Annotated in this window: 17 protein-coding genes and 3 pseudogenes; 16 read left to right on the top strand and 4 right to left on the bottom strand. The window is 61.7% G+C overall.

Annotated elements, in window-relative coordinates:
* Nucleotides 1-598: 598 nt before the first annotated feature.
* A pseudogene (locus SKC41_RS29445) lies at nt 599-805 on the bottom strand (integrase core domain-containing protein); the annotation flags it as partial.
* A pseudogene (locus SKC41_RS29450) lies at nt 792-1,209 on the bottom strand (transposase); the annotation flags it as partial. The pseudogenes SKC41_RS29445 and SKC41_RS29450, both read right to left, overlap by 14 nt.
* Nucleotides 1,210-1,616: 407 nt before the next feature.
* Between SKC41_RS29450 and SKC41_RS29455 the strand changes: the two are divergent.
* The 16 genes and pseudogenes from SKC41_RS29455 (at nt 1,617) to SKC41_RS29530 (ending at nt 19,835) form a co-directional block, all read left to right on the top strand.
* Nucleotides 1,617-2,402, top strand: coding sequence for an MlaE family ABC transporter permease (locus SKC41_RS29455; RefSeq protein ID WP_051445820.1), 786 nt, complete (start codon nt 1,617-1,619; stop codon nt 2,400-2,402).
* A complete protein-coding gene (locus tag SKC41_RS29460; protein ID WP_054585689.1) occupies nt 2,399-3,256 on the top strand; it encodes an ABC transporter permease in 858 nt (285 codons plus the stop codon). Before SKC41_RS29455 ends, SKC41_RS29460 begins: the two co-directional genes overlap by 4 nt.
* A gap of 4 nt (nt 3,257-3,260) precedes the next feature.
* Nucleotides 3,261-4,604: an MCE family protein gene (locus tag SKC41_RS29465; protein WP_054585688.1), complete on the top strand. Its 1,344-nt coding sequence runs from the start codon at nt 3,261-3,263 to the stop codon at nt 4,602-4,604.
* A 57-nt stretch (nt 4,605-4,661) separates the two neighbouring features.
* Nucleotides 4,662-5,690 carry an MCE family protein gene (locus SKC41_RS29470; protein ID WP_042910426.1) on the top strand — a complete coding sequence of 343 codons (1,029 nt, stop codon included), beginning with the start codon at nt 4,662-4,664 and terminating at the stop codon, nt 5,688-5,690.
* Nucleotides 5,687-6,946: an MCE family protein gene (locus SKC41_RS29475; RefSeq protein ID WP_051445822.1), complete on the top strand. Its 1,260-nt coding sequence runs from the start codon at nt 5,687-5,689 to the stop codon at nt 6,944-6,946. The genes SKC41_RS29470 and SKC41_RS29475 overlap by 4 nt, the downstream gene beginning before the upstream one ends.
* Complete coding sequence (locus tag SKC41_RS29480; protein ID WP_330981233.1) at nt 6,943-8,274, top strand: MCE family protein; 1,332 nt, start codon at nt 6,943-6,945, stop codon at nt 8,272-8,274. Before SKC41_RS29475 ends, SKC41_RS29480 begins: the two co-directional genes overlap by 4 nt.
* Entirely contained in the window at nt 8,271-9,410 is a 1,140-nt protein-coding gene (locus SKC41_RS29485) for an MCE family protein (RefSeq protein ID WP_042910424.1), read from the top strand. Before SKC41_RS29480 ends, SKC41_RS29485 begins: the two co-directional genes overlap by 4 nt.
* Before the next feature lies 1 nt (nt 9,411).
* Nucleotides 9,412-10,866: an MCE family protein gene (locus tag SKC41_RS29490; RefSeq protein WP_054585687.1), complete on the top strand. Its 1,455-nt coding sequence runs from the start codon at nt 9,412-9,414 to the stop codon at nt 10,864-10,866.
* A gap of 3 nt (nt 10,867-10,869) precedes the next feature.
* Nucleotides 10,870-11,547, top strand: a complete 678-nt coding sequence (locus tag SKC41_RS29495) for an Mce protein (RefSeq protein WP_330981234.1) — start codon at nt 10,870-10,872, stop codon at nt 11,545-11,547.
* Entirely contained in the window at nt 11,544-12,203 is a 660-nt protein-coding gene (locus SKC41_RS29500; protein ID WP_330981235.1) for a hypothetical protein, read from the top strand. The genes SKC41_RS29495 and SKC41_RS29500 overlap by 4 nt, the downstream gene beginning before the upstream one ends.
* Nucleotides 12,204-12,602: 399 nt before the next feature.
* Nucleotides 12,603-13,196: a CAP domain-containing protein gene (locus tag SKC41_RS29505; RefSeq protein ID WP_080691130.1), complete on the top strand. Its 594-nt coding sequence runs from the start codon at nt 12,603-12,605 to the stop codon at nt 13,194-13,196.
* A 215-nt stretch (nt 13,197-13,411) separates the two neighbouring features.
* Nucleotides 13,412-13,661 (top strand): annotated as a pseudogene (locus SKC41_RS29510) (site-specific integrase); the annotation flags it as partial.
* 773 nt (nt 13,662-14,434) lie between these two features.
* Nucleotides 14,435-14,830 carry a hypothetical protein gene (locus SKC41_RS29515; RefSeq protein WP_054585684.1) on the top strand — a complete coding sequence of 132 codons (396 nt, stop codon included), beginning with the start codon at nt 14,435-14,437 and terminating at the stop codon, nt 14,828-14,830.
* A 75-nt stretch (nt 14,831-14,905) separates the two neighbouring features.
* Nucleotides 14,906-16,618, top strand: a complete 1,713-nt coding sequence (locus tag SKC41_RS29520) for an ATP-dependent nuclease (RefSeq protein WP_330981236.1) — start codon at nt 14,906-14,908, stop codon at nt 16,616-16,618.
* Nucleotides 16,619-18,400: an ATP-dependent helicase gene (locus SKC41_RS29525; RefSeq protein WP_330981237.1), complete on the top strand. Its 1,782-nt coding sequence runs from the start codon at nt 16,619-16,621 to the stop codon at nt 18,398-18,400.
* Nucleotides 18,401-18,800: 400 nt separating this feature from the next.
* A complete protein-coding gene (locus SKC41_RS29530) occupies nt 18,801-19,835 on the top strand; it encodes a tyrosine-type recombinase/integrase (RefSeq protein ID WP_330981238.1) in 1,035 nt (344 codons plus the stop codon).
* A 63-nt stretch (nt 19,836-19,898) separates the two neighbouring features.
* Here the strand turns inward: SKC41_RS29530 and SKC41_RS29535 are convergent, their stop codons facing one another.
* A complete protein-coding gene (locus SKC41_RS29535; RefSeq protein ID WP_330981239.1) occupies nt 19,899-20,606 on the bottom strand; it encodes an alpha/beta hydrolase in 708 nt (235 codons plus the stop codon).
* Nucleotides 20,603-21,091: a DUF6933 domain-containing protein gene (locus SKC41_RS29540; RefSeq protein ID WP_330981334.1), complete on the bottom strand. Its 489-nt coding sequence runs from the start codon at nt 21,089-21,091 to the stop codon at nt 20,603-20,605. The genes SKC41_RS29535 and SKC41_RS29540 overlap by 4 nt, the downstream gene beginning before the upstream one ends.
* Nucleotides 21,092-21,152: the final 61 nt, after the last annotated feature.

Raw genomic sequence — 21,152 nt, forward strand, 5'->3', positions numbered from 1 at the left:
CCTCCGCCAGAGCAGACAACACGGCACAATAACCACCACCACGTGGCCTACTTTTCACCGTCGCTTCTGGCCTAGTTTTCGACCGTCGTCAACAGGCACGGTCAGCTCGCCAATGTATACCTCCTTCCTGGGCCTGTGCTGAGGGGTTGTGTTGGGTCATACCCAGTTGGCGCATGAACATGGCTTTGGCGCTGCGGATCATGCGGCGAGGGCGCCGATCTTGATGAGCGTGTGGCCGGTGCAGATTCGGGTTCCTTCGGTGCCGTCGATGCACCGGTTCGGAGCGCATCGGCCCAATTCGCGGTGGCGTTCTAGAGCTGCCAGCTGGACGGCCATTGAAGCTGCCAGATACCGCCCAACACTGCTTGCCTGAGAGGCCGCCTAGACCTTCTGCAGCACCTTCGACGCGTCGTAGGAATACCTCGGCTTGCGCTGCCGGCCAGGCCCTTTGGCAACCGGCCTTCCTCGGCGGCCGGGCCACAACCGTCAACCGCCGCCGAGCATTGTCACGCGACCAGCCGGCTACCTTTCCCCCCTGCCAGACCCTGATCCTTATCCGCCTTCGAGGCCTTCACATACGCCTGGGTGTAACGAGACATCAGGTCGGTTGCAGTCGGCTGATCGGTGGGAAGCCACCGAGTGCGCTTGTGACGGCGTCGAGTGTTGTAGTTGTCGAGCCAGGGTTGCGAGGGCGTTGGTGCGCGGTGTTGGTGGTGAAGGCCTGTCGGTGGGCCCGTTCGGTTGTCAGGGTGCGGTTGAGGCGCTCTACCTTGCCGTTCTGCCATGGGCAGTGTGGTTTGACCCAGCGTTCCGGTCTGGGCCACTACGGACTAACCGCATCAAAGATCCGTTGGGCCAATCCGAGCCCGCCAAACGCGCCGCCAATAGGTCAACGTCGTGGCACGAACCGCCCCCGTCGTGACCGGAAATCCGCAGGCCTTCCACCGCAGATCAAAGGTGACCGCATCGACGGTCTCGCTATCGGACAGGCTCTGCAACGCCTACAGCGTGATCGCCGCCGCCATCACATCGGCCAGCACGCTGGGCCGGCCCCGACCGGTGGGGAACAGATCGGTGAACATCTCATCAGGGAACAGCTCCTGACGATGCGCCGCCAAGAACGCAAAAAACACTGTCCACCTTCAGACGATGACCCGCCACCGACTCCGCATCCGGCAGCTCCCGCTGACACTCCGAGCGACCCTGCACATCAAAATCATCGCGGACGATCACGGCCTACGGCCGACCGCCTCGCCGCTTTATTCAGGAGGCCCCTAGGCGAACTTGACGCTGTTCTCGGCACGACAATACATCGACAGCCCACTCGCCTTGCCCGGCAAGGATCGCCGCTTTTGCGGGCATTCTTACGTGATGCTTGCCACAGTATTGACACCGGAGCGAGATCAGTTTAGCCTCTCCACAGCGGAGCAGGTATCTGCCGAGCAGAACTTTTGCCTTGACGGTCAGCCCTTAATTCAAGGGGAGACGAGCTACACGAGGGGGATTCGATGAGCTGTACCGCCAACGCCGATCGTGTCACTCGTGGGTCGGCGAGGAGTTCACCGGCAACGAGTTGCTTAGTTGGATAACGCTTTATGGCGCTTCGTATTACGGCTATGAAAGTGCCGGCAGCAATCCGGGCCGGCGCAGCAGCGCTGAAACCGCTGCACGGCATCGGTGCATTTTTTGCGATGACGCTGGACACGTTCGTCGCGCTGTTCACACCCCCATTCGCATGGCGTGAGTTCCTCGAGCAGAGCTGGTTCGTGGCACGGGTTTCACTGGTCCCGACACTGATGTTGTCGATCCCTCTGGTGGTTATGACTTCCTTTACCTTCAACTCGTTGCTCGTCGAATTCGGTGCTGCCGACTTCTCCGGCACCGGGACTGCGCTCGGAGCGGTCAATCAGATCGGCCCTTTCGTGACGGTCCTTGTCGTCGCGGGAGCGGGCGCTTCGGCGATGTGCGCAGATCTGGGATCGCGCACCATCCGTGAAGAGATCGACGCCATGCGCGTCCTGGGCCTTGATCCAATTCGTGTACTCGTAGCACCCAGGGTGCTGGCAACCACTGTGGTCGCGGTGTTGCTCTCGTCATTGGTGACCTTGACGGGTCTCACTGGCGGTTTCCTGTTCTCGGTGTACTTCCAGCACGTGACAGCTGGTGCGTTTGTGGCGAGCATGACGCTCATCACGGGGCTGAGCGACGTCTTGGTGTCCCTGGTCAAAGCAACCCTGTTCGGTTTGATAGCTGGCCTGATCGCCTGCTACCGGGGCCTTAACGTGAAAATGGGACCGGCGGGGGTCGGTAACGCGGTCAACGAGACGGTTGTAATCGCCTTTCTGCTTCTGTTCGTCATCAATGTTTTCGTCACAGCCGTCGGATTTGAGGTGACGAAGTGAGCGCGAGTCTCGTTTTTCGACAAAGGTTTCCCTGGACAGCGCGCTTCCTGCGTTGGTGGCGGACCGGCTGGCAGCATCTCGGCGAGCAGGCTCGCTTCTACGGTCAAACAGTCGGCTCAATCGCCGACGCCGTAATTAATTACAGAGCCGAGGTGCTGCGGCAGATTGCAGTGATAAGCCTCGGCGCTGGATCGCTAGCGGTGATTGGCGGGACCGTCGCGGTGGTCGCTTTTCTGAATTTATCGACGAGCGGCGCCCTGGCGAGTCAGGCCTTCAACCAGATGTCTGAAGTCGGGGTGGAAGCGCTGGCGGGCTTTACCTCCGCATTCGTCAACGTTCGGCTTGTAACCCCGGCCAGCTCCGCGTTCGCGTTCGCCGCCACGATCGGCGCCGGCACCACCGCGCAGCTCGGCGCGATGAGAATCAACGAGGAAATCGACGCACTTGAGGTCATGGGCATTCGCTCTATTGCCTATCTGACCTCCACCCGGGTGGTGGCCGGCATGGTCGTGGTTGTCCCCTTGTATTGTGTCGCGTTGCTAATGTCGTTCTTCGTCGTCCGGTTTGTCACCACTGTCTTCTACGGGCAAGCCTATGGAGTTTTCGACCATTATTTCGACACATTCCTGGACCCGTTGGCTGTGTTTTTCTCATTCGTCGTCACGATTGCCGAAGTGATAGTGATCATGCTGATCCACACATATTACGGATTCACTGCGACCGGTGGACCGGCGGGTGTGGGTGAGGCGGTCGGACGTGCCACCCGAACGTCATTAATCGCCGCGGAGTCTGTGATTCTTTTCGTCACGTTGGCGCTCTACGGTCAGACCGGCAACTTTAACTTCGGAGGATAAAGCGGTGTCGGCCAAACAGGGTACTCGCCGGATCCCCTCCGAGGTATGGGCGGTGTTATTGATCGCGGTAATTGTAGTTGCGGTGCTAGTGAGTCTGGGTTCATTCACTCGAGCCTTCACGCCGATAGTTCCGGTGACACTGATTTCTGACCGTTCTGGTCTGGTGCTGGAACCGAACGCGAGGGTCAAGTTGCGCGGGGTGCAGGTCGGCAGGGTCAGCACAATTAAAAGAGGCGCCGATAGGGTGGACATAAAACTGGCAATCGACCCCTCCCAGATCAGTTACATCCCGGCCAACGTGGAGGCGCGTATCCAGTCCACGTCGCTGTTCGGCTCGAAATTCATCGACCTTGTGTATCCCAGCGATCCCAGCCCGCAGCGGCTGTCGGCTGGGGCGGTGTTGAAATCACGGAACGTCGGCGTCGAGGTCAACACGGTGTTCCAAAACGTGGTGGAGTTGATCAAGCAGATCGACCCGTTCAAACTCAACGCGGTGTTGGCCGCCCTCGCCGAGGGTGTACGGGGTCAGGGTGAGAGAATCGGTGAGGCGATCACCGCTAGTAACGAGGTTCTGCTCGCGCTGAATTCGCGCAGCGACACCATCCGCGGCGACGTGCGCGCGCTGAAAAGCGTCAGTGACGCCTACAGCACCGCGGCGCACAACATACTTGACACCCTGGATGCCGCGACCACGACCAGCGTGACGGTCACCACCCACAGCAAGCAACTCGACGCGCTGCTGCTCAACGTCGCGAGTGTTTCTCGCAGCGGAATCGGCTTACTAGGCCCCAGCAAAGACAACTTGGTGAAATCGGCCAAGTTGCTGGAACCTACAGCGAACTTGTTGATGAAGTACAACCCCGAACTCACCTGCCTGTTTGTAGGAGCCAAGGTAACCCTGGATACCGGTTACGCCGACATGCTCGGGGGTAACGGCAGGTCGCTCCTCATGGACGCCCAACTGTTGCCGGGTTATGACGCGTACCGGTATCCGGATAATCTGCCAATCGATGCGGCCAAGGGCGGACCAGGTGGCAAGCCCGGATGTGGCTCGCTGCCCGACGTCGGTAAGAACTTCCCGGTGCGGATGCTGATCGCTAACACCGGCTTCGGTACCGGATTGGATTGGCGGCCCAATCCCGGCATTGGGTTCCCCGGATACGCCGACTACTTGCCCGCTACTCGGGCCGTGCCCCAACAACCGAGCATCCGCCATCCGGGCGGACCGGCTCCCGGTCCCGTCCCTTATCCCGGTGCTCCACCCTACGGTGCGCCCCAGTATGGCCCCGATGGCACGCCGCTCTACCCGGGCGTTCCGCCGCCGCAATCGGGACCTACCCCGCCATGATCGGTGCTACCCCAGATCCCCAACAGACAGCAGCACAAGCCCAGGGAGGTAATCGCCGTGCGCGGTAACTTGTCGGCCCTCCTATGGCGTCTCGCAATCTTTGCGGTCGTGGGTTTGCTGGGAATGTTTACTCTCATCACCGCCTTCGCGCAGCTGCGCTTCGGGCGGGAGCAGACCTACAACGCCGTATTCACCACCGTGAGCGGGCTGGAGAATGGGAATTTCGTCCGTATCGCGGGCGTCGAGGTGGGCAAGGTTACAAATATCAAGATCAAAGGTGACTCCTCGGCGCTGGTGGCGTTCGGGGTTGACGACTCGGTCGTACTTACCGAGGGCAGCAAGGCTGTCATCAAGTATGACAACCTCATTGGGGGTCGCTACCTGGCGCTTGAGGAAGGCGCGGGCGGAACCAAGAAACTCCATCCCGGTGACACGATCCAGTTAGATCACACCGCGCCGGCGTTGGATCTGGACGCCGTAATCGGCGGGTTCCGCCCGCTTTTGCGCGCGCTGGACCCCACCCAAGTCAACGCGCTGACCGGTCAGCTCATCGCGGCCTTCCAGGGTGAAGGCGCGGCTGTCGGTTCGATACTTAGCCAGATCGCGGCCCTGACGAGCACTCTGGCCGACCGGGACCAGTTGATCGGGCAGGTCATCGTCAACCTCAACACGGTGCTGGGGTCACTGGGCGATCACAATAACCAGTTCGGCAAGGCGATCGACTCGCTCTCGGAACTGGTGCACGGACTTCAAGCCCGCAAGCAAGACATCAGTAACGGGGTGGCGTACGCCAACGAGGCGGCCCGCTCGATCGCCGACCTGCTGGAGCAAGCACGACCACCGCTGAAAAAAACGGTCCAAGAGACCGAACGCACAGCGGCGACCGTGCTTGCTGATCGCGACTATTTCGACAACCTACTCAACACGCTGCCGGACGCTTACCGGGTACTGCTGCGGCAAGGGCTATACGGAAACTACTTCACTTTTTATTTGTGCGAGTTGGTGCTGAAGGTTAACGGAAAAGGGGGCCAACCGGTGTACATCAGATTGGCCAACCAAGCCACGGGCAGGTGCGCGCCAAAGTGAAAGCCTTCAGCGAACGCAACCTTATCGTCATTGGCGCCATCGGTGTCGTGGCCAGCATCGCGCTCGTATTAGGCGCGTTGAACTACGACAAGCTGCCCTTCTTCTCCTCGGGTAATAGCTATTCGGCGTACTTCGATGAGGCCGGCGGACTCACCACCGGTGCCCCGGTGCGCGTGTCTGGTTTTCGAGCCGGGAAAGTGCAAAGCATCACCCTAGACGGGCAGTGGGTGTTGGTGACATTCACAGTGGACGACAGCATTCGGCTGGGGGACCGCACCGAGGCCTCGATCAAAACGACAAGCGTGCTCGGGAACAAAGTACTCGACCTCACCCCCCGGGGAGAGGGATCCCTCTCCAGCACCATCCCGGTCGGGCGGACCACCTCGCCGTATCAGCTGCCCGACGCCATCGGGGACCTCACGACGACCATCAGTGGCCTGGACACCGACCAGCTGTCCAAGTCATTGAAAGTCCTCAGCGAGACGATCCAAGGTACGCCCGCCAACCTGAGGATCGCCGTCGCGGGTGTCACTCGTTTCTCTGAAACCCTGAACAAGCGCGATGCCCAATTGCGCGATCTGCTGTCGAACGCCTCCAAAGCCACCACTGTCCTGGCCCAACGTACCAACGAAATCGTTCGGCTGATCACCGACACCAACTCGGTATTGGCTCAGCTGCGCACCCAAAGCGCTGCCCTGGACGCAATCTTGACGAATATCTCCCGCCTCAGTCAGCAAATCGCCGGTTTCATCGCAGACAATAGGGCGGCCCTTAAACCCACGCTCGACAAGCTCAACGAGGTCCTCGCGATCCTCGACAACCGGAAGGTCCAGATCCAACAGTCCATCAAAGGCCTCGCGGCCTACGCGATGCAGTTCGGCGAGACGATCTCGGCTGGCCCGTTCTTCAACGCCTACCTCGCCAACCTGCTGCCCGGTCAGTTCGTCCAACCGTTCGTCGACGCCGCATTCTCCGATCTAGGGTTGGATCCGCATGTGCTCCTGCCCTCCCAGCGCACCGACCCCCAGGTAGGCCAGCCCGGCACTCCCCCACTGCCGGTTCCGTACCCCCGAACCGGCCAGGGCGGCGAGCCTAGATTGACTTTGCCCGATGCAATCACCGGGAACCCTGGCGATGCTCGGTACCCCTACCGCGAACCGCCACTGCCACCTGCGCCTGGTGGCCCTCCACCCGGGCCGCCAGCGCAGCTACAGCCGAGCCCGACCGATTCCCCGCTCCCAGCAGGCGGACGATGATGAACTCCCGGACCATTCGAATCGCCCTGGCAGTCACCTTGGTGAGCCTCACCGCTGGAGGATCACTTGCCGCGGCGCGCGCCGCGGAAGAGACAAAGCGCACCCACGTCGTCGCGTACTTCGACAACAGCAACGGCATATTCGTCGGTGATGACATCCGAATCAAGGGCGTACCCGTCGGGAGGATCGAAAGTATCGAACCGCAGCCCAAGCGAGTCAAGATCACCTTCTGGTTTGACGACAAGTACAAGGTGCCGGCCGCGGCTAAGGCCGTGATCCTGTCACCGACACTGGTGGCCACCCGCGCGATCCAGTTGACCCCCGCCTACACCGGCGGCCCGACCCTACAGAACAACGCGATCATACCGGAGGACCGCACCGCCGTGCCGGTGGAGTTCGATGCCTTCCGCCAACAGCTCGAACGGCTCACCGCATTGCTGCAGCCGACTGAGCCCCAAGGAGTCAGCGCGCTGGGAGCCTTGGTCGACACCGCCGCCGATAATTTGCGCGGCCAAGGCCCGGCAATTCGCGAGGCCGTCGTCAAATTGTCACAGGCAGTTTCCGCGCTTGCCGACCACAGTTCGGACATATTCAGCAGCGTCAAAAACATCTCGACTCTGGTGTCGGCGTTGCGGGACAGCACAGAGCTGATCCGTCGGCTAAACCAGAACCTCGCGTCGGTCACCGGGCTGCTGACAAACAATCCCACGGAAGTGGCTGACGCCGCCAAGAATCTGAACGACGTCGTCGGTGACCTGAAGAGCTTCGTCGCCGAAAATCGGGAGGCTCTTGGTACAACGTCGGACAAGCTGGCATCGGTGTCGCAAGCACTGACGGACAGCACCGATGACATCAAACAGCTGTTGCATATCGCGCCGACGACGCTTTCCAATGCCCAGTACCTCTACAAGCCCGCCCAGGGCACACTGACCGGAGTGCTCAACATCGGCAACTTCTCGGATCCGATTACATTCCTTTGCGGCGGAATACAAGCCGCATCGCGATTGAACGCAGAACAATCGGCAAAGTTGTGCGTGCAGTATTTGGCGCCCATCATCAAGAACCGGCAGTACAACTTTCCTCCGCTCGGCGTCAATCCTTTCGTCCAGGCGAGCGCTCGGCCCAATGAGGTCACTTACAGTGAGGACTGGATGCGACCGGACTACATCCCGCCGCAACCACCTTCGGCGGCCGGCGCACCGGCGCCCACCCAGAACGCGCCGCCTGCCGCCGAAGCTCCCGCTCCGATCGCCGGCCCGACCTACCAGCAGACCGACCCGGCCGCCGGCCTGTCTGGAATGATGATTCCGCCCGGGGGCGGGGCATGACGGGGACTCGATGCAGCCGCGCCGCCGCGGCCGTCATGCTAGCTCTCACAGTCGCCGCGCTGCCGGGATGCGAATTTCGCGGCCTGAACTCCCTTCCGCTACCCGGGACACAAGGCCACGGCCCCGGCTCGTTCATGATCCAGGCCGAGATGCCAGACGTCGAGAACCTCCAGCCGAATTCACGGGTCCGAGTGGGCGACGTCAACGTTGGCACCGTAACCAAGGTCGAGCGTCGAGGCTGGCATGCGCTTCTCACGATCGCGCTCGACGGCGACGTCGACCTGCCCGCCAACTCCACCGTCTCGCTGGGTCAAACCAGCCTGCTGGGGTCGCTGCATATTGAATTGGCACCTCCGACCAAGGTTCGGCCTGCTGGAAAACTCCATGCCGGTTCATTGATGCCGCTCTCGTCAGCTCAGATGTACCCGTCTACCGAACAGACCCTGGCCTCGGTCTCCCTGCTGGTGAACGGCGGTGGAATCGGACAAGTCCACGACATCACCAAAGTGCTCACCACCGCATTCGGCGGGCGGGAGGACGAACTACGCAGCCTGATCACACAGGTAGACACCTTCATCGCCAACGTCAACGACCAAATCGATGACATCATCGCGGCCAGCGACAGCCTCAACAAACTGGTCGCGCAGTTCGCGGCCCAAAAACCGGTCATCGACAAAGCACTCGAAACAATTCCTGAGGCGTTAGCTGTGATCAGCGACGAGCGGCAGCACCTTGTGGACGCTGTCGACCAGCTTGGTAAATTCAGCGCACTCGCTGCCGACGCTGTCCGGCAATCCCAAGAGCCTTTGATTCAGATCCTGAACGACCTGGGACCGGTGCTGGAATCTCTTGCAAATGCAGGTCCCGCGCTGACCCGGTCACTGAATCTATTCACGACAATTCCATTCGTTAAGGATAACTTGACTAAATGGTGGCGCGGTGACTACGCGAACATCACCACTATCGTCGACCTAACACTGAGCCGGATTGACGCGTCGCTGTTTACCGGCACTCGGTTCGAAGGCAATCTCACTGAACTGGAAATGCAGTGGGGCCGCACTATTGGCCAGCTGCCCAGCCCATACACTGCCAGAAATCCGCTGATTGCGCCCTACCGGCTAGACCAAGGACCGTGAGATGCACTTGAGCAGGCGAATCCGGTTGCAGCTAGCGATCTTTGGGGTGGTCACGCTGTTGGCTGGGGGACTCATGGCCTTTGGCTACCTTCGGTTGCCAGGTCTCCTATTCGGAGTCGGGCATTACCAGGTCACTATCAGTTTGCACGAAGCGGCAGGACTTTACAGAAACGCCAACGTCACCTATCGGGGTGCTCAAGCGGGTCGGGTCGAAGACGTCCGCCTGAGTAACAGCGGCGTCGACGCAGTACTGTCTCTGCAATCAAGCGTCAAGATCCCGGCAGACCTTGATGCGCAGATTCACAGCCAAACCGCGGTCGGCGAGTTGTTCGTTGAGCTCGTGCCGCGAACCGGCGACAGTCCACCGCTGAAGAACGGCGACGTGATATCCGCCGACCGCACCTCAGTCCCCCCCGACATCAACACATTGCTCAGCGCCCTCAACACCGGCCTAAAAGCGATACCGCGCGACAGCCTGAAGACGGTGATCGACGAGTCATACACCGCTTTCGGCGGTCTTGGCCCCGAGCTCTCACGTCTCACACAGGGAACCACGACCCTGGCCATAGACGCCCGCGACAATCTGCCGGCCCTTACCACCCTGATCGATCAGTCCAAACCGATCTTGGACACACAAACCGACACATCCAGCTCAATCCAGAGCTGGGCGGCACACGTCGCGCAAATTACCGCTCAGCTCCGCGACCAGGACCGAGCGGTCCGCGGCATCCTGGACACGGGCCCGGGAGCTGCGGATGAAGCGCGTCAGTTGTTGGAACGAGTGCGACCGACGTTACCCATCGTGCTGACCAATTTGGTCAGCCTGGGTCAAGTGGCGATCACCTACCAACCCAATCTTGAGCAAATCCTTGCTCTGTATCCGAACGAGATTGAAGGACTCCAGGGTGCCACACTGGCCAACCGGAACACCAAGCAAGGCTACAAGGGGCTGTTTTTGTCCTTCAACCTGAACTTGAATCTGCCCCCGCCGTGCCGAACGGGATACTTGCCGGCCCAACAGCAACGCGCTCCCGGCGAGCTGGATTACCCGGATAAGCCGCCCGGCGACTTGTACTGCCGGATACCACAGGATTCTTCGCTCACAAACGTTCGCGGTGCCCGCAACCTGCCCTGCGAAACGCGACCGGGAAAGCGCGCGCCGACGGTGAAGATGTGCGAGAGCGACGAAAACTATGTGCCGCTCAACGACGGCTACAACTGGAAAGGTGACCCGAACGCGACGCTGTCCGGCCAACCGGTTCCACAGCTACCGCCAGGAACATCACCTGCGCTCCTTGCTCCTGCGGCTCCGCCGATCGCGATCGCCCAGTACGACCCCAGCAACGGAACCTATATCGGACCCGACGGTCAGCAGTACACGCAGGCGAACTTGGGCCAAGACGCGACTACGGGGCAAGCCTGGCAGGACATGCTGCTTCCACCGAAAGGACACTGAACCTTGTCAGACGAAACCGCCAGTAGTACAGAATTTTCTAGGCACGACGAGCCCGCGCCGCCGTCGACTGCTCTCGACGACGCCGTAGAGGTTTCGCTGGACACGAGCGCCAATCAATCTGACGTTGACACCGACGGAGGTGACTCTAGCGAGGGCGTCGACGACGAACTGGATGAGGTCAATGCAGACACCTCAGCCAAGCCGGTACACCGACTAGCGCTGGTGATGGGGCTGGTGACGGTCATCGCTATAAGCGCGCTGGCAGGTTGGCTTGGCTACCGAACGTACCAGTCGCACCAAGCCTCCGAACAACGCCACCTGTTTGTGCAGATTGCCCGCCAAGGCGCGCTGAATCTGACCACGATCAATTGGCAGCATGCCGACGGCGATGTGCAGCGCATCCTCGACTCGGCCACCGGAACCTTCTACGACGACTTCTCCAAGCGGTCACAGCCGTTCGTCGATGTAGTTAAGAAAGTGAAATCAAAATCGGTGGGCACCATCACGCAGGCCGGTCTGGAGTCCGAATCCCGTGACGCGGGCCAGGTGTTGGTCGCTATCAGCGTGAAGACAGCGCTCGCAGATGCGCCAGAACAAAATCCGCGAGCGTGGCGAATGCGAATCACTGTGCGGAAAGTCGGCAGCGACGTGAAGATCTCTGACGTGGAGTTTGTGATATGACCAATTCAACGACGGAAGTCGCGTTCGACGACATTGACCACCCGCCGTCCGCCGAGACCGACAACCAATCCGCATCACCGGCGGAAACTTCGGCCAACTCAACAGGATGCGAGGCCAATGTTGCGCAGGAAAGCACAAGCGCCGACGATAACGTCTCCACAGGCAGACATACGCGCACGTGGGTTCGGGTCCTCGGATTGTGGATTTTACCGCCTATCGCGCTCCTGCTGGGGCTCGGCGCGGCATACCTGAAGTATCAAGGAGCGACCGCCAGCGCCGCGGACCGCGCTCGCATCGAAACCGTTCAGGTCGCCACAGAAAGCACCATCACGATGCTTTCATACACTCCTGACAAAGCAGACGCTCAGCTCACGGCTGCGCGCGAACGACTGACGGGAACTTTCCGCGATTCATACACAGAACTGACCAAGGAAGTCGTGGTTCCCGGGGCACAGCAGAGACACATTTCGGCCGCTGCGAGGGTGCCAGCCGCCGCCTCCGTGTCCGCGAGCTCGAACCATTCCGTTGTCATGGTATTCGTCGACCAGGTCATCACTGTAGGAAACGACGCGCCTACAGACACTGCCTCGGTTGTTCAAGTCACCCTCGACAAAATCGGGAACCGTTGGCTAATCTCTGGTTTCGAGCCAAAATGAGTCTTAGCCCAACTTCCTTGGTGGCGGGCGCGTCAGCGCCTTTGGCACTCTCGGCGCTGGTAGGCCCATCCGACGGGCGCGCCGACACGGTAACTGTATGGCCATCGTCACTGCCTGGCCGGATTACAACGTCCCTAATGCTGACGATGCGGTCCAGCACGTGCAGGGAATCTACGAGAAGATCCGCTTCGGACGTGCCTACGCACAATCCGTCAGCAGTATCGAGGCAGACTCCGGCATCTCTGACGAACGCCGGGCGTCATGCTCGATCCCTCAACCGTTGGACCAACTGTGTTCCGGGCGTCTCTGGCGGCTGCAGAATCGCAGCGGGAGAACAAGGGTAAAGAATTGAAGACTAACATGCTGTATCCTCCGGTGACCCTGACTGCACTGGCCTCCATGGCTATCGGCGGGGTGCTCGGCACGCCCGCCGCACATGGCGACAACAAGCGACTCAACGACGGTGTCGTGGCCAACATCTATACCATTCAGCATCAAGCAGGCTGCGCCAACGACGTAAAGATCAGCCCTCAGCTGCAGCTAGCGGCTCAACGGCACGCACTCGATGTGCTGAACAACCGCAACCTTGATAGCGACATCGGGACGGACGGGTCAACACCTCAGGATCGCGCCACGGCGGCCGGATTTCACGGCAAGGTAGCCGAAACCGTGGCGATCAATCCCGCCCTGGCGATCAATGGCATTGAGATCCTGGACCAGTGGTATTACAACCCGGCCGACCGCGCCATCATGTCCGACTGCGCCAACAGCCAAATCGGGGTGTGGTCGGAAAACAGTCTGAATCGCACCGTGGTAGTGGCCGTTTACGGGCAACCACAACTACCAGCCGACACTCGCACAGGTGCAGGGGAAAACATTCCGATCGACCCGAGCCCCGATTATGACGCCAGCGACGAGATCGAGTTCGGCATCAACTGGTTGCCCTGGATCCTAAGGGGGGTGTATCCGCCGCCCGCCTATCCGCCGCAATAGGCGATTGTACGTCAATCAATACAGACTGGGCTCGAATTTACCTTTCGGCCCTGCTTCGCTCGCCTCCATGCAGCAGACCCGAGGCCTCGCGCCACGATAGGCGTGCCCACAGCAGACCAATCGAAGAAGGCTTCACGCCAGATTTCTCCACACGTAACCGTGCGACCGTTGGGCATGGTAGTTGGTCGATTCGACCCCCCGATCGACTGCATCCCCGAATCTGGGAACAGTGCAGGGCCTCAAAACAGCCGGCAGTCTCAACCAAAACATGGAGCGGCTACACCAAATACTGGGAGCTTCGCATCGCATCGCCAGGCGACTCCGCAGTTCGACCACGTCCCTGTCGCTGAGATCAGCCGTACCAACATGCCACAGCTCGTTGACGTTCCCACCGTTGGTCCTTTCTCCACACGCCGGTTTCTTCGCTCAGTCTTAGAGATGGCCCGCGAGGACGGCCGCATCCACACACTCGTCCCGGCCGGATCTGATTAATCGCCGACGGATAGCCCGTATCGGTTTCGCGACATCTCAACAGTGCGCTTGAGCTGCATCAAGGCATGTTTGATCGGCGGGTGGGGAACCAGCCGGGTTACGAAACCTCAGCCGCGAACACAGCTATTTGCCGCCCAACGGGAACATACTCAATCAGCCGCTTAACGATTGCGCGACTGATCCATGCGTCCTCGCTCGGTTCTCTCCAACCAGTGCAAACCGCAACAATCACGGCGCGTTTGTCGGCGGCGGCTGAAAATTGACCCCTGGCGGCGCCGGGGTCAGAATTCACGTGCCGCCGACACGCGTTGACCATCCAGCACAGCGCCGTACACGAACATGTCTCTGGGATGGGCGGCCGACCTAATCGCTATCGCCGCGACTTAGCTATCCCTGTGCTCGCACTACCTCGAAATCATGGACATCCTCCGTTATCCATGAACAATGTCGCTCATCCTCGAGACGCCCGCCATAGTGGGCGCTCCCTGGCTAATGGCGAATCGTCGGCCAGAGTATGGGGATAACAGGGAGTGTTCCGAGGCGACACTTCGAGTCAGCGCCTAGGCCGGGCTTTTTGGCGCGCTGAGCCTTCGCGGCACACAACCCGTCGACTTTCTGTTCGGGTCACCAACGGCCGGATGCCGCAACTACTTGCCCACCGCGACACCGGAGCAAGGCGCGCGGGTTGCGCACCGATTGCTTGTCGGTACGGCGTGCGATGCTGATGCTTCAACGGAGGAGGCAATGTGTGGGATGACGCCGACCGCGACCTCGAATACGAGCGCGCCCGACAAGCCCTCAGCCAGCTGCTCAGCGCGCGCGATGAACAGAACGCCGCCGCCCTGGTCGCGGTGTCGGCGTATCGCGATGAGTACGTCGACGGCCTTGACGGCGGCCAGTACGAAGCCATCCTGGCCGTTCCGCCGGAGCTCTACGATCACGCGCGCGGCGAGTTTCGCGAGGTCATCGACTCCGCCTGCGCGGATATCATCGGCCCGGACCATTACGCAGGGTTGCGGATTTCCGTGCGACGACCGCCTTACGACCCGGACTGGGTTGCCAAGGTTGTTGGGGCGCTGAGCCCGCGGTGGGTTCCGTCCGAGCGGGCAGGCGGGCCGTCACTGGATCAACAAGGGGCCTAACCTGCCGGACTGCGACACGCGTTCGGTCGCAGCAAGTCGTGGACGATGGTTGCTGTGTTGCGGTAAAGAATGTCTATGCGCATCCAGCGGTTACGTGTCCGAAATTTCCGAAACCTCGCCGACATCGATCTTCAGCTCGATCCCGGTTCGGTGATCGTCGGTGAGAACCGTTCGGGCAAGTCTAATCTCATTCATGCGCTTCGCCTCGTGCTGGACACGTCGCTGTCGATCGCTGACCGCCAGCTTGATCGCGATGACTTCTGGGATGGACTCAACGACGGATCGGAGGACTGGGATCCGCTTGCTGACGGGCACGTCATCGAGGTAGCGATCGACATCGTCGGTTTCGCCGACAACCCACGCGTGCTGGCCGCGCTAGCCGATGCCCTGCTGGCCGAGGATCCGCCGCGGGCGCGGATGACGTATCGGTTCGGGCCGGTCGACATGGGCGATGATGCGATCCCGGTCGCCTCCCGATATCAGGGCCGAGTGTATGGCGGAGACAACTACACCCGCGACATCTCGACCTCGGTGCGCCGACAACTGCACTTTCATCTGCTGCCAGCCCTCCGTGATGTAGAAAGCGAGATCGCACGCTGGCGCGGCTCCCCGCTGCGCGAGCTCCTGGAACGCGTCGCGCGGGAGGTTCCCGAGGTAGATCTCACTCGGGTGCGCGAGGCGATGCGCTCAACCAACGATCGGGTCAACGACCTCGACCAGATCAGAGATCTCAGCGGGCGCATCACGACTCGTGTGACCGAGATGGTTGGGCCGTACCAATCCGTCGACACCGACCTCGCCGTTGCCCCCGATGATCCGATGCGGCTGATCCGCAGCATGCGGATCTTCGTTGACGGGCCGGTCCGGCGCCGGTTGTCCAGCGCGAGTCTCGGCACGTTGAACATCATCTATCTGGCGTTGCTTGATCTTGGTCTGCAAGACCGGTTGTTCGAGCAAACCATCGCCCACACCCTAGTGGCCATCGAGGAGCCCGAAGCTCACCTGCACCCTCACTTGCAACGCGTCATCTTTCGTCAAGTCCTGGCCGAGGCCAATGACGAACGCACCGTCACCGTGACCACGCAGTCGCCGCACATCGTCAGTGTTACCGAGCCGAGAAAGCTCATCATGCTGCGATCGGTCGACGGGCAGACCAAAGCCAGCGCCGCTGCTGGCGCCGAGTTGAATAGCAGTGAGTGGAACGACATCGCCCGTTATCTTGATGCCACCCGCGCCGAAATCGTATTCGCGCGAAAGGTGTTGCTGGTCGAGGGATTTGCCGAACAGGTGCTCGTCCCGATCATGGCCGCCCAGCTGGGAATGAATCTCGACAAGCTGGGCATCTCAGTCTGCGCCATCCACGGCACGCATTTCGGATCGTATGTGCAGTTCTGTGCAGCGTTGTCGATCCCGTGGGCGGTGCTCACTGACGCTGACGGGACATCGCAGGGCGACAAGCGCGCCGGCCAGCTGATCGCCGCGCTCGGGCTGGCTGGCACGCCGGCATCGCACGGATGCTTTGTGGGACAAACCACCTTCGAATACGACCTGGTGACATCCGAACCCCTTAATGTCGCGGCCGCGTTCGATGCCTTATCCGAACTATCGGCCGCACCGTCGAAAACAGTGATCGCGGGATGGGGCGGTCACGTGCCGGACCAGGACACGTTTCTGCGGGCGGTCAAGAACGCCGGCGGAAAAGGCCGCTACGCTCAGCGGCTGGCGGAATCCACGATTCACCCGCCGCAATATGTGGCAGAGGCGCTGCGGTATATGGCGGAGAACTAGATGGCCTCGTTGTCGGAGTCGATCGCGCGGCTGCGCACCAACGACAAGCAGTGGCAGGCATTCGGCACCCAGGGCCATTGTGTGGTGATCGCACCACCGGGCAGCGGCAAAACCGAAGTCCTGACAACACGATTGGCCTTCGATTTACTGCACCACACTCCCCAGCCATGCGGTGCGGCCTGCATCACGCTGACTGTCGCTGCGGCAGAACAACTGCGCACCCGAGTGCACGATTTACACAGTTTCCGTCGGCCGAACATCTTTATCGGCACCGTGCACAGTTTCCTGCTCAATGAGATCGTCATACCATTCGCCCCGCTGGCCGGCAGAGACGACCTGGACACCATCACGATCGTCGGACAGGGCCAGGCCAAGGCAATGCTCGAAAGCATTGTTTACGACGTCTACGGCCCTACGGCCGACATCTGGAACGTCCCCTCGACGGTCGAGATCAACCGCCGACGCATGGCCACCGACGAGCAGTGGGCCCGTCACGACCCGCGGATGAAGATGATCGCCGACAGGTATGTGGCCCAACTGCACGCCGAGGACCTGATCGACTTTACCGAGCTGGTCGCGCTGGCCATCGACCTGACCGAGCGCACCGACGTTGTCCGAAAAGCCTTGACCGCCAAATACCCCCGCCTCTACGTCGATGAATACCAGGACCTCGAGCCCGGCCTTGACCACGTTGTGCGAGCGCTGTGTCTAGACCCTGGTGCCGCAAGTCAACTGTTCGCCGTCGGCGACCCCGACCAGGCGATCTACGGATTCACTGGCACCATGCCCGAACTGCTCGAGCGCTTGGCCACCCATCCCCTGGTCACGCCGGTCGTCCTGGAAACGAATTATCGGTGCGGACGCCAGATCATCGCCATGGCCCAAGCGTTCAAGGAAAGCGCAGCGGTCGTCAGCGGCCACCGTGCCGGCGGCACGGTCAACACATTGTTCTGCCCCAACGGATTCTCTCAACAATGCACCGATGCTGCCCAGTGGATCGTTGACGCCCGCGACCGCTACCCGTTGCACGAGATCGCGGTGCTCTGCCCGACCAACGAACAGTGCGAACAGGCCGCCGACACCCTGCGGCAAGCCGGCATACCAGCGTTATACCGCAGCAACGACGACTACCGACCCACCCGGGTGACATTGTTCATCGAAGCCTGCGCGGCTTGGTGCTGTTTCGGCAAGGAGACCAGCCATTATCGATTAGCTGACCTGCTGCGCACGTGGCGGTACATGTTGGGCGATCAGTGGACCGCGCAAGCCGATGCGACGCTGGTCGCGGTCTTGCTTGAACAGGCGCGCGTAGCGGCGTCGACATCGGCGCTCGACTTCGTCGAGGCCCTCAACAGCGCCGGAATGCAATCGGCACTGACCCGTCCGGCGATGGCGATTGACGAGCTCGAGATACCCAAGCTGCTAATGGTCTTCGGCGGTGATGCCAACGGAGCTTCTCCGCTGACGGACCTTGCCGAGCGGGCGCGCCTGACCGATCGGGTGGAAGTCCGCACGATGGTCACTGGCAAAGGACTGGAATACGATGCGATCGTTGTGCTCGGGCTCGACGAGGACCGAGTGCCCCATTTCGCAGCCGACAAAAGCTCCAGCCAAATGCGTGAGGAGCGGCGAAAGTTCTACGTTACGTTGACCCGCGCTCGAGACGAACTTCTGCTGGTGTACTCCGGGTTTGTCGAGTGGAAGTCCGGCAAGACCAACTACTCGGGACCCAGCCGCTTCCTCGACGAGCTGGGCCTCACCGACCGCACCGACTACTGGTAACGACGCCGCGACCATACTCCGTTTGCATCTGCGCAACATCCGCCTCGCACAGCGCTTTCGGATGCGTGTCTGGTCTGCACAGGATGACGCTGGCTCGCCCCAAACCGCCTGGCGGACATCATTTGTGAGTATCAGCTCCGAAGCTCACCGTCGCGTCGCTAGCCCGTTTGTCCGGCGTTGTTTTCTCGTTGTTTCCGAGACGCGGCCAGTTCGCGTAGGGATATTCGGTGACTCGAACAAACTATCCATGGGCCGGGGCACGGTTGTGGATAACCGTTGTGATCCATCGGGATGCGTCTATGCCTCCGCTCCCCCCGCGCCGTCGTTAGCAATGGCGCGACACGCTGGGGGGCAGTTCATGCATAACTGCTGTTATCCATGATTGTGCGACCATTGCACCATGACGCCGGTGCCACGTGCCCTCAGTGACGATGAATCGCGGTACCCTGGTTGGTTTTTGGCGTTTCTGGCGGACCGGGCTGTGCGCAAGCCTTCACCGCACACCGTGAAGGCCTACCGACAGGACTTCGTCGCGATCGCCACACAGCTCGCTGGTGCCGGCGACCGGGTTGTGCATTTGGCGCCGGACGCAATTACCAGGGAGGCGATGCAGGCCGCCTTCGCCGCCTATGCCGACACCCACGAGGCCGCATCGATCCGGCGGTGCTGGTCAAACTGGAACACGCTGTGCGACTTCCTCTACACCGGAGAACTCATCACAGGCAACCCGATGCCGCTAGTCGGCCGGCCCAAAGTCGCGAAGACACTCCCGAAAGGGCTTGGCGCCGACACGATCTCGGAACTGCTGACGGTGATCGAGGAAGACCGCGGTTCGGTGCGCCGCTCCGACTGGGCCGAACGCGACCGGGTCATCGTGCTGACGGGGGTGCTCGCCGGCCTTCGCGCGGACGAACTTGTGCGCGCCGATGTCGGGGACATCCGACCGACGAATGAAGGCGGTGTCGTTCACGTGCACGGCAAGGGCAACAAGGACCGCCGGATACCGGTGGAACAGCCCCTGATTCACGAACTCGAGGCCTACCTGGACTCCCGCGCGGCCCGCTTCCCCGGGAGCACCAAACGCCGACCCATTACCGGTGGCCTGGCCGCGTGGCCGGCCAGTTCCCCACTGTTCGTCGGCAGTGACGGTCACCGCATCACCCGCGGCGCGCTGCAGTACCGGGTGCTACGTGCCTTCAAGAAGGCCGGGCTGGACAGCCAGCGCGCGCGAGGAGTCCTACTGCACGGCTTCAGGCACAGCTTCGCCACCGAATTGGCCAATGCGGATGTCAGCGTGTATGCGCTGATGAAGCTTCTCGGGCACGAGTCGATGGTGACCTCGCAGCGCTACGTCGATGGCGCCGGGACCCAGAACCGCGCGGCAGCTGCCCAAAACCCGCTGTACCGCCTGATCGAACAGTCGCGGGAACCGTAGCGAGCACACGCGGGTCACGCCGCGCGCCCTTCTCAGTAAAGGATCCAACGTGAGACGGCGTGATCAGCTCGGATGCGTTGCGTGCGCCGGTTGTCGTGTTGCCTGGTCGATGACCTTGGCGATTTCCTGGGGGTGAGCGACGTGGGTGTTGTGTCCGCCGGGGACCTCGACCGGTTCGACGCCGAGGCGCTCGCGGGCCATGTGGAGCATTGCCGCGCGGGTCAGGATGCGGTCGCTGACCGGCAGGAGGTAGGTCGAGGGCCGCGCGGCGGGATCGACCGGCGGGGTTTCGGCGTAGATCGCGGTTAGGTCGCAGCGGGCCACGGTGGGGAGGGCCTGCCGCAGGGTGGCCAGGTCGGCGTCGTGGAACAGGAAGTAGGTGGCCAGCACCGGATCACTGGAGGGGTCCACACCGATCCATTCCTCGTGAAAGATCGCGGTCGGGTCGGCGTGGATCTCGGCGAGCAGGCTGCGCCCGCCGGCGTAGTCGGCCACGGCGGCGGCCAGCCACACCAGGTGAGCGGCGTCGAGCCGCTCCGCCAGGGCGGGCACAAGCAGCCCCGCCGCCGAATGCGCCGCGATCACCGGTCGGTGCAGATCTGCGGGCAGCTGTGCGGCCAGCAGCTCGGCGTAGTCGGTGCTGGTGGCCGCGGCCGCGCCGGGCACCTGGACGGTCAGCGCCCGGTGCCCGCGCCGGGCCAGGGCCTCGATCAGCCACCAGAACCCGGCTGCGGACTGGGTGCTACCGTGCACCAGCACCACGTCGCTCACCGCCGGCCCCCACGACTGGCGGTGACCAGCTCGATCGGCCGGACATAGCCGGTGATGCTATTGATCGTGCGATGCGGAGCATGGTTGAGCGCATCGATGTCGCAGCGGGCCAGACCGCCACCGGCGGCGATGACATGCTCGGCGGTGACCGCCAAATCATTCATGGTGCCCAAAATGCGGCGGTCGGCAGTCTTGGCCACGGTGACCTGGTGGGCATCAAGGGCGCCGAGCGCATCGACAGCCAGCCCTTCGGCTCGCAGCGCGGCCTCGATCGCCGAGACGACGGGCGGACCGATCGGACGTAGCGCGGCGGCCGTGACATTCGGCACGAACACCGAAAGCAACGTCCCGGCGTGGGTCACCAGTAAGCACTTGCGCCGATCGACCCAGACCAGGTGGGCATACCAGTCCTGCTCGCAGGCCTCGCCGACGACCGGCGTAGACACCCCCAACAGCGCCAACACCTTGCCGGTGCACCGCAGCATCACGCTCACGATCGTAGGAAGCTAACGAACAGGCACAACGCAAAGGGGCCAATCAGCGATC

It is taken from the genome of Mycobacterium sp. 050128 (assembly GCF_036409155.1).
Classification (GTDB): Bacteria; Actinomycetota; Actinomycetes; order Mycobacteriales; family Mycobacteriaceae; genus Mycobacterium.

Coding starts and splice junctions, on each gene's coding strand:
- SKC41_RS29480 (WP_330981233.1), top strand. CDS start 6,943: ATGATGAACTCCCGGACCATTCGAATCGCCCTGGCAGTCACCTTGGTG.
- SKC41_RS29520 (WP_330981236.1), top strand. CDS start 14,906: ATGCGCATCCAGCGGTTACGTGTCCGAAATTTCCGAAACCTCGCCGAC.
- SKC41_RS29500 (WP_330981235.1), top strand. CDS start 11,544: ATGACCAATTCAACGACGGAAGTCGCGTTCGACGACATTGACCACCCG.
- SKC41_RS29505 (WP_080691130.1), top strand. CDS start 12,603: ATGGCTATCGGCGGGGTGCTCGGCACGCCCGCCGCACATGGCGACAAC.
- SKC41_RS29485 (WP_042910424.1), top strand. CDS start 8,271: ATGACGGGGACTCGATGCAGCCGCGCCGCCGCGGCCGTCATGCTAGCT.
- SKC41_RS29490 (WP_054585687.1), top strand. CDS start 9,412: ATGCACTTGAGCAGGCGAATCCGGTTGCAGCTAGCGATCTTTGGGGTG.
- SKC41_RS29530 (WP_330981238.1), top strand. CDS start 18,801: ATGACGCCGGTGCCACGTGCCCTCAGTGACGATGAATCGCGGTACCCT.
- SKC41_RS29455 (WP_051445820.1), top strand. CDS start 1,617: ATGAAAGTGCCGGCAGCAATCCGGGCCGGCGCAGCAGCGCTGAAACCG.
- SKC41_RS29540 (WP_330981334.1), bottom strand. CDS start 21,091: ATGCTGCGGTGCACCGGCAAGGTGTTGGCGCTGTTGGGGGTGTCTACG.
- SKC41_RS29525 (WP_330981237.1), top strand. CDS start 16,619: ATGGCCTCGTTGTCGGAGTCGATCGCGCGGCTGCGCACCAACGACAAG.